Consider the following 9898-nt stretch of genomic DNA (forward strand, 5'->3'; position numbering starts at 1 on the left):
GCCAATCATTCCCATCACAGCCCCCGCCGCCGTCACTGTCACCGCAGTTACACCAGCCCTAGCAATCAACTTTTGTACCCGCAGGCGGCTTTGTCCGGTTCTGACACCCTGAAAATTTGCCCCCCTCAAAATCGCTCCGGTGAAATTGCAGCCTCGAATGTCGCTACCGCTGAAGTTCGCCCCAGACAAGTCAAGCCCTTTAAATGAACGGTTGCGTAAGTTTTGGTTGGCAAAATTGAGATTTTCAGTCATAAGTGAAGAGGGAAGAAGGAAGAAGTCATTAGTCATTAGTCATTAGTCATTAGTCCAACGTCATGTTTTGCTGTCCTCGCCCATCGAACGTCCAACGTCATCAGGAAGAAGGAAGAAGGAAGAAGGAAGAGGGAAGAAGTCATTAGTCATTAGTCATTAGTCCAACGTCATGTTTTGCTGTCCTCGCCCATCGAACGTCCAACGTCATCAGGAAGAGGGAAGAGGGAAGAAGGAAGAGGGAAGAGGGAAGAAGGAAGAAGTCATTAGTCATTAGTCATTAGTCCAACGTCATGTTTTGCTGTCCTCGCCCATCGAACGTCCAACGTCATCAGGAAGAGGGAAGAGGGAATCTTCGACTAGGGTTTGAGGAATTAAGAACATCTTAACCGTTGGGTGCGGTTGTAATAGCAGAAAACAAGATATATGTCAATCATTATCGGATATTTGGTAAATTTTCAATTTTCCTGTATAATCGATCGCGTCCGTTGCGAGCTAATCGGAGTCACAAGCAACTGGTAGGATCTTTGAGATTAAGTTGACAAAAATGCAGCCTCCTCAATCTATGCTAAAACTTAAAATCTGAATGCTTTTATCAACAAAAAACTCCCCCTCCTAAAAATAAGCATTAGCAGTCTTGGACTCACGGGCGATCGTAAACCGGGTTTTTTACCGAAAAAATGCCTTCCCACCTGCTGATTAAATCAAAAAACCGGTTTTTTCGATCTTGATGCCTAAGTTCTGATTTAAAGAATCCCTAATTGGGATGTAAAATCTACAAAACCATCGCAATTATTATGCCAAACCTCCCATTTTCTCCCGAACAAATTGCCGCCGAAAGACTCAAACCCGAAGAATACGAAGAAATCGTTCAGCGCCTCGGCCGCCATCCCAACAAAGCTGAATTGGGAATGTTCGGCGTGATGTGGAGCGAACACTGCTGTTACAAAAATTCGCGACCGCTATTAAAACAGTTTCCCACAGAGGGCGATCGCATTCTGGTCGGGCCTGGAGAAAATGCCGGTGTCGTAGACTTGGGAGACGGTTTGCAACTTGCCTTCAAAATAGAATCTCACAACCACCCGTCTGCAGTCGAACCATTCCAAGGCGCAGCAACAGGAGTAGGTGGCATTCTTCGCGATATCTTCACAATGGGTGCTCGCCCGATCGCACTTTTAAACTCCCTACGTTTCGGCAACTTAGATGATAGCAAAACTCAGAGATTATTCAAAGGCGTAGTATCGGGAATCAGTCATTACGGAAACTGCATCGGCGTACCCACAGTTGGCGGAGAAGTTTACTTCGATGAAGCCTATTCTGGCAACCCCTTAGTTAACGTCATGGCCTTGGGTTTAATGGAAACTCAAGAAATAGTTAAATCCGGCGCATCGGGAATCGGAAATCCCGTGCTTTACGTCGGTTCCACTACGGGCAGAGATGGCATGGGAGGAGCGAGTTTTGCCAGTGCAGAATTGACCGACAAATCAATGGACGATCGCCCCGCCGTCCAAGTAGGAGATCCGTTTTTAGAGAAATCCTTAATTGAAGCTTGTTTAGAAGCATTCAAAACCGGTGCAGTCGTCGCCGCCCAAGATATGGGCGCGGCCGGAATTACTTGCTCGACATCAGAAATGGCAGCCAAAGGTGGCGTTGGAATTGAATTTGATTTAGACAAAGTTCCGGTGCGAGAAAGCGGCATGGTTCCCTACGAATACCTGCTTTCGGAATCGCAAGAACGGATGTTGTTTGTGGCTCAAAAAGGACGGGAACAGGAATTAATCGATATTTTTCACCGCTGGGGATTACACGCCGTAGTCGCGGGGACAGTGCTCGAAGAGCCGATCGTCCGAATCCTGTTTAAAGGCGAAATCGCGGCCGAAATTACCGCGACTGCTTTGGCAGACAACACGCCAATTTATCACCGCGAACTGTTGACAGAAGCGCCAGAATATGCTAAAAAAGCCTGGGAATGGACGGCGGATTTGTTGCCGGAATGCACCGCTCTTGGGATTGAAGTTAAGGGTGAGTTCCAAACTTGGAATCAGATTTTACTGACGCTGTTAGATACTCCCACTATCGCTTCTAAACGCTGGGTTTATCGCCAATACGACCATCAAGTTCAAAATAATACTGTACTGTTACCCGGAGGCGCTGATGCTGCGGTTGTCAGGTTGCGTCCTCTAGAAACTTCCCAATCTTCCCTGGGTAAAGGGTTAGAAGAACCCCCCCAACCCCCCCTTGCTAAGGGGGGGCTACAGAGCTTAGAAGAACCCGCAGCTAAGGGGGGGCTACAGAGAGAAGATGGTGTTTCTCAAGGTTTTACAAGCAAAGAGGAAGAAGAGGTAATTCCTCTATTTAAAAAGGGACAAGGTAGGGAAAATTCAGAAATTTCTCCCCCCCTTAGCAAGGGGGGGCCGGGGGGGGTTATTCCTGGAGTTGCTGCAACGGTTGACTGTAATTCTCGCTATGTTTATCTTGACCCCTACGAAGGTGCAAAAGCGGTAGTTGCGGAAGCGGCGAGAAATTTGAGTTGTGTTGGTGCTGAACCTTTGGCTGTTACGGATAATCTCAATTTTGGCAGTCCTGAAAAGCCTGTCGGATATTGGCAGTTAGCGTCTGCTTGTCGGGGAATTGCTGATGCTTGTCGCGAGTTGGGAACTCCTGTTACTGGCGGTAATGTTTCTCTTTACAATGAAACGGTTGATGCAGGGGGGAATCCTGTACCAATTTATCCGACTCCGGTCATCGGAATGGTGGGGTTGATTGCAGATTTGACGAAGATTTGCGGCCAAGCTTGGCAAAAAGAGGGAGATTTCATTTATCTGCTGGGAATTGGGGATGTATCGGAAAATGCTCAGGTGCAAACTTCGCCGACTTTGGGCGGTTCGGAATATTTGGCTGCTGTTCACGGTACGATCGCGGGTAAGCCACCAGTTATAGATTTTGATTTGGAAAGACGAGTGCAAAAAGCTTGTCGGGATGGCATCCGCAGCGGTTGGGTACGCTCTGCTCACGATTGTGCTGAGGGAGGAATCGCGATCGCCCTGGCTGAATGCTGCATTTCTGGTAAACTTGGTGCCAAAATCCACCTTTCCCCAAATTCGTCGCAGTCTCAGCGTTGGGATGAATTGCTGTTTGGCGAAATGGGAAATTGTATTTTAGTGTCGGTAAGTCCTGAAAATGAGGCTGCTTGGACATCCTACTTGCAGGAGAATTTGGCCGGTAAGTGGCAGAAAATCGGCTTGGTTCGTAGTACCGAATCGTCTTTGCGGGTTTTTACTACCGACAAGGAGCCGTTAATTGAGGTTACGATCGCAGAACTGGGCGATCGATACTACAATGCCATTGAACGCCGCATAGCTTCTGCCTGAAAGGTTGCACAAGCTCGAACGGATATTAGCCGCCTAACTTAATTAGTGAAGAGAGCAAAATTTTAGACTCTAGTCGGGCTCCGGTGATTCCTCTGTTGGGGAATAAACCTAAAACCTAAAATCTAAAATCTCAAGTGGAGAGAGTAAAATTTTAGACTCTAATCGGGCTCAGCTAATTCCTCTGTTGGGGAGTAAACCTAAAATCTAAAATCTAAAATCTAAAATCGAATGACAGATCCGTGGCAACATTAAGGGAGTGTTAAGTTATACGGCATCTTCCCCAACAAAACGCACCGGTGAAATTGCCCCGCTCACGTACCGTCCCCATTACATACAAGCCAACCCAATCTATGATTCCCAACCATTCCTTCGAGGCTGACGAGCATTCTAGCAAACCCGACAAGCCAGAGGAAGCTTGCGGCGTTTTCGGTATCTACGCACCGGGTGAAGATGTAGCCAAGTTGACCTACTTCGGTTTGTATGCTTTGCAGCACCGGGGTCAGGAATCTGCAGGAATTGCCACCTTTGAGGGTGAAACAGTCCATCTGCACAAGGATATGGGACTGGTTTCCCAAGTCTTCAACGAATCGAATTTAGGTCACTTGCCGGGTAACTTAGCCGTTGGACACACTCGCTACTCTACTACAGGTTCGTCGCGAGCGATCAACGCTCAACCTGTGGTAGTCGAAACCCGTTTGGGAAGTCTGGCTCTAGCACATAACGGGAATCTTGTCAATACTAAAGAATTGCGCGAAGAATTGCTGTCTCGCAACTGCGAGTTTGTCAGCTCGACGGATTCAGAGGCGATCGCAGTGGCGATCGGTTCGGAGGTAGACAAGGGTAAAGACTGGCTCGAAGCAGCGATCAGTGCCTTTGGTATGTGCCAAGGAGCCTTTAGTTTGACGATCGCCACCCCGATCGGCGTGATGGGAGTCCGCGACCCCCACGGCGTTCGCCCGCTGGTAATTGGCACTCTCCCCACAACTCCGGTACGGTACGTTTTAGCGTCGGAAACTTGCGGCTTAGATATTATTGGTGCTGAATTTTTGCGGGATGTAGAACCGGGGGAATTAGTTTGGATTACAGAAGAAGGTATGGCTTCCTTCCACTGGAGCAAGCAGCAGAAGCGCAAACTTTGCATCTTTGAAATGATCTATTTTGCTCGACCTGACAGCATTATGGAAGGTGAAAATTTGTACAGCTACCGACTGCGGATCGGACGTATGTTGGCAGCAGAATCTCCCGCTGATGCTGATATAGTTATCGGCGTTCCCGATTCTGGAATCCCGGCGGCGATCGGCTTTTCTCAAGCTTCCGGCATTCCTTACGCCGAAGGATTAATTAAAAATCGCTACGTCGGGCGCACTTTTATTCAACCGACTCAGGCCATGCGGGAGTCAGGAATCCGCATGAAACTCAACCCTCTCAGAGATGTGTTGGACGGAAAGCGAGTAATCATTATCGACGATTCGATCGTGCGCGGCACTACCAGTCGCAAAATCGTCAAAGCCTTGCGGGATGCGGGCGCGATCGCAGTACACATGAGAGTTTCCTCGCCGCCGGTGACTCATCCTTGTTTCTACGGAATAGACACCGACAATCAAGATCAGTTGATTGCTGCTACCAAGTCAGTCGCAGAAATCGCCACTCTAATGGAGGTGGATTCCTTGGCTTTCTTGAGTAGAGAGGGAATGCTGAAGGCGACTAACGAAGATACGAAAAGTTTCTGTTCGGCCTGTTTCACCGGCGATTATCCGATCGACATTCCAGAAGTGGTAAAACGGTCTAAGCTGATCTTAGAAAAGGCTGCAACCTAGAAAAACCAAACGCTAGAAAGCGATCGCGCATCAGTCGATTTGAGATTGACTTGTTCGCGCGTGCGGAATGCGAGTCCGCACGCGCGATCCAATCTGATCGAGTGTCAATCGACCGGATATGATATGACTTGCACCACAGTCAATCTAGGAGTTTGAACGAAAATCTAAAATGCTTGAATTCTCGACAATTTTTGGGGGATTTCATCCATTTTTGAGTGGTCACTTTCAACAATTTATGAATTTTAAAAATTTTCTGAAAAGTCTTGCCAAGTGTGTGTAGAAATGTTAAATTAACTTAGCTATTGCAACTCTTGCAGAATTAGTGAATTGTAGCGAATTGCCAGTTGGGTAGAACTTGCGGGAAACCCAAGACTCGGATTTGAGGTTTGAGATTCAATAAAAAATCTAAAATCTAAAATCTAAAATCGCTCGGCCTTCCCTACACTATCGTTAACAATTCCTGCCGGAAGCGCTATAGGCCACCTGCGGACTGGAGGTACTGCCTCCAGAAGTGCGATATCAGATTAAAATCGCATTTCGTACTAACAACGAACACAGGAATTTTTTTTAGATAACAGGGTCGATCGCACTAAATTTTCCCACACAAGTATTTGACAAGCCAACTTGCTTGAGAATCACGGGAAGGCTATTCATGCGAACTAAAGAACTTTAGAAACCCTTGCAGAGTAAAAAATATGGCTCCTTCCGAGCCCACAGTGAAAGTTAAAAGGCGAAATGCGGTTTCTCAAGTCAGCTTAAATCGGAAACTTCGTGCAATCAAATACTCTTCTCAATCCGCCGAGCGATAAAAGCTCATCCTCCCGTACAAAAGAGTTACCTTTTACTCTTCAAGATGTTAAAGCAGCCATTCCAGCCCATTGTTTTGAACCCTCGACAGGGAAATCTCTAGCTTATTTCTTTTTAGATATTGGCATTATCGCAGGTTTATACGCGATCGCCTACAGCCTCGATTCATGGTGGTTTTATCCAATCTTTTGGTTGATGCAGGGAACCATGTTTTGGGCGTTGTTTGTAGTAGGCCACGACTGCGGGCACGGTTCATTTTCTAAGAAAAAATGGCTGAACAACCTGATCGGACACCTCTCCCACGCTCCAATTCTCGTACCCTTCCACGGTTGGCGGATCAGCCACAGAACCCACCACGCAAATACAGGCAGCTTGGATAACGATGAAAGCTGGTATCCAGTGTCGGAAAGCAAATACAATCAAATGCCCTGGTATGAGAAGCTGGGACGCTTTTATTTGATGTTATTTGCCTATCCAATTTATCTGTTTCGCCGATCGCCCGATCGGGTAGGTTCTCACTTCATGCCTGGTAGCCCGATTTTCCGTCCTTCCGAAAAATGGGATGTGTTGACGAGTTCCGCATCCTTAGTATTGATGGTAGGCTTTTTAGGCGCATTAACCTACCAATTTGGTTGGTTGTTTTTACTCAAGTTCTACCTGGTTCCCTACGTAATCTTTGTAATGTGGCTGGATTTGGTAACATTCCTGCACCACACAGAAGCCGATATTCCTTGGTATCGCGGAGATGACTGGTATTTCTTGAAAGGTGCGCTATCAACGATCGATCGCGATTACGGATTCATCAACTCCATCCATCACGACATCGGCACCCACGTCGCCCACCACATTTTCTCGACAATGCCGCACTATCACTTGAAGGAAGCAACCGAAGCAATTAAACCATTGTTGGGCGATTATTACCGCAAATCAACCGATCCAATTTGGAAGAGTTTTATTCGCTCTTACTGGGATTGTCACTTTGTCTCCGATACAGGTTCTGGGGTTTACTACGAATCGCCTAACACTCGGCCATCGTCCGAAGTTAAGTAGCTTCAACTAGACAATAAAATACCCCAAGGACTCACTCTGGGGCGATCGGAAACCGGGTTTTTTTGACAATAATTCTTCGCACTAACCTGTAGATTAACTGAAAAACCCGGTTTCTGGGCCCTCGCGTGGGTCAGCCCAGACGCAAAAACCAGACTTCTTAAAAGAAACCTGGTTTTTTCATTTTTTGTGCTCGTTATATCAAGTTTGATCGATTACCATAACAAACACGGCACGCGCGATCCAATTTATTGCTATCAATCGATCGGACACGATATTAAATTATACGAAGAAGCGACACGCCCTACAAACTGCCGTCTTCCTATCTATCGAATATTTAGCCAATAAGCCTATTCTGCAAAAAACGATCGAACGTTGCGCGATCGGGCATAGCAGCTTGAGCGCCCGCTTTCGTTGCACACAGAGCGCCCGCTGCTGCGCCCCACACCACTGCTTCACGGAGCGATCGACCGCCATCTAAAGCACAGGCCAATCCGCCGTTAAAAGCATCGCCAGCGGCCACAGTGTCGATCGCCTCCACAGCAAAAGCCGGCACAAAAAAGCTCTCATCTGCAGTCACAGCCACCACCCCGCGATCGCCCAATTTGACAATAACATTTTCGACACCGCGTTCCTGCAACTGTTTAGCCGCTGCCATCGCCGTTTCCGTGTCATTCACCGCAAAACCGACTAACTGGCCAGCTTCCACTTCATTCGGCGTGATAATGTCAATTAGCGGATAAAGTTCGATCGGCAAATCCCCCACAGCCGGTGCAGGATCGAGAATCACTCGCACCCCCGCTTCACGGCCAACTCTAGCAGCTTTTCGGACAACTTCCAGGGGAATTTCTAACTGTAATAGCAGCGATGTAGATTGCGGCAACAGTTTTTTCAGACATTCTATATCTGCTGCACCAACATTGTTATTCGCCCCCGGAATCACAATAATATTATTTTGACCGCTATCATCTACCGCGATAATTGCCACACCCGAATGAGTGGTTTTATCTATCAATACATTCTCTGTATTTACACCATAAGATTGTAAATTTGTCAATAATTCTTCAGCAAATTTATCATTGCCGACGCGGCCGACGATGTGGGTAAAAGTTCCAAGACGCGCGGCGGCGACAGCTTGATTTGCTCCTTTGCCGCCGCCAGCCGTCAAAAAATTGCTACCGATAATAGTTTCCCCGGGCTGCGGTAAACGGGGAGTTTTTGCTGCTAGGTCAATATTGATACTGCCGAATATGATGATGGTCATTAGTTATTAGTTATTAGTTATTAGTTATTGGTTATTGGTTATTGGTTATTGGTTATTGGTTATTGGTTATTGGTGATTGGTGATTGGTGATTGGTTATTGGTGATTGGTGATTGGTGATTGGTGATTGGTTATTAGTTATTGGTGATTGGTTATTAGTTATTGGTGATTGGTGATTGGTGATTGGTGATTGGTGATTGGTGATTGGTTATTGGTTATTGGTGATTGGTGATTGGTGATTGGTGATTGGTGATTGGTTATTGGTTATTGGTGATTGGTTATTGGTTATTGTTAGCTGTTGACTGTTAACGGTTAACTAATAATTACTGCCAACTGCCAACTGCCAACTGCCAACTGCCAACTGCCAACTGCCAACAACCAACAGCCAACAACCAACAGCCCTCAAACGTGCTACAACAGTTATGGTCTTCACCGGTCAATTCAATGGCTGCAATTACTTTCGATCGCAATCCCCGTGTCCTGCTAGTAGAAACAGACGAAGTTCTCGCCGGACACTTGAGTCTCGACTTAAAATCTTCAGGCTACGAACCGGTAATAGCTTCAAATACCGCCGCCGGCCAACATTTAGCCCGTGAATTGCAGCCAGCTTTGATTGTAATCGATCGCATACTCGGCCCTGAGTCGGGACTGTCACTGTGTTCTCACCTCCGAAGCAGCGGCAATCGGGTACCGGTGTTATTATTGATCGGTCGTGATACAGTTGACGATCGCGTGGCTTGTCTGGAAGCTGGGGCGGACGATTATTTTCTCAAACCTTACCGCACTGACGAGTTTTTGCACTTGGTACGCTTGTATTTGCAGCCGGAACGCCCCAGTAGCGAACAGTTGAGGTTTGGCGATTTAGTTTTGGATTTGGCTTCTAGGCGTGCCCTCCGCAACGGACGGACGATCGACCTGACGATGAAAGAATTTGAGCTGCTAAAGTATTTGATGGAACATCCCCGCGAGGTTTTGACTCGGGAACAAATTCTAGAGAATGTTTGGGGTTACGACTTTCTAGGCGAGTCGAATGTGATAGAAGTTTACATCCGCTATCTGCGGCTCAAGATTGAAGATGAAGGCGAAAAACGCTTGATTCAGACGGTGCGGGGTGTTGGCTACGTGATGCGTGATGCGTGAAGCTTGAAGAAGTCATTAGTCATTAGTCATTAGTCATTAGTCATTAGTCATTAGTTATTGGTTATTGGTTATTGGTTATTGGTTATTGGTTATTGGTTATTTGTTATTCCTAATGCCCAATTCCCAATGACCTGCGCGGGCCAATTCCCAATCCCTCCGCTTCGCTCCGCCCAATTCCCAATTCCCAGTTCCCCATTCCCCATTC

The 9898-nt window shown here is 47.0% G+C and carries 6 protein-coding genes; 4 read left to right on the plus strand and 2 right to left on the minus strand.

The window, feature by feature from the left end; genetic code table 11:
* On the minus strand, positions 1–288 hold a 288-nt coding region (locus tag IQ263_RS26760; protein ID WP_228050392.1), incomplete at its 3' end, for a pentapeptide repeat-containing protein.
* A 758-nt stretch (positions 289–1046) separates the two neighbouring features.
* On the opposite strand from IQ263_RS26760, the gene purL reads away from it, so the two are divergent.
* From purL to IQ263_RS26775, 3 genes are all read left to right on the plus strand, one after another.
* Entirely contained in the window at positions 1047–3620 is a 2574-nt protein-coding gene (gene purL / locus IQ263_RS26765; RefSeq protein ID WP_194071097.1) for a phosphoribosylformylglycinamidine synthase subunit PurL, read from the plus strand.
* Between the two features lie 350 nt (positions 3621–3970).
* The gene (gene purF, locus IQ263_RS26770) at positions 3971–5437 is read left to right on the plus strand and encodes an amidophosphoribosyltransferase (protein WP_194071102.1); all 1467 of its coding nucleotides are present in this window, start codon (positions 3971–3973) and stop codon (positions 5435–5437) included.
* A 771-nt stretch (positions 5438–6208) separates the two neighbouring features.
* Positions 6209–7294, plus strand: coding sequence for a fatty acid desaturase (locus tag IQ263_RS26775; protein WP_194071098.1), 1086 nt, complete (start codon positions 6209–6211; stop codon positions 7292–7294).
* A 334-nt stretch (positions 7295–7628) separates the two neighbouring features.
* Here IQ263_RS26775 and rbsK read toward each other — a convergent pair whose 3' ends face one another.
* Positions 7629–8555 carry a ribokinase gene (gene rbsK / locus IQ263_RS26780; protein WP_194071099.1) on the minus strand — a complete coding sequence of 309 codons (927 nt, stop codon included), beginning with the start codon at positions 8553–8555 and terminating at the stop codon, positions 7629–7631.
* A gap of 442 nt (positions 8556–8997) precedes the next feature.
* Here rbsK and nblR point away from each other — a divergent pair, with 442 nt between their 5' ends.
* Positions 8998–9693, plus strand: coding sequence for a response regulator transcription factor NblR (gene nblR / locus IQ263_RS26785; protein ID WP_194071100.1), 696 nt, complete (start codon positions 8998–9000; stop codon positions 9691–9693).
* The last annotated feature ends 205 nt before the right edge of the window (positions 9694–9898 follow it).

The organism is Tychonema sp. LEGE 06208, from assembly GCF_015207505.1.
GTDB lineage: Bacteria > Cyanobacteriota > Cyanobacteriia > Cyanobacteriales > Microcoleaceae > Microcoleus.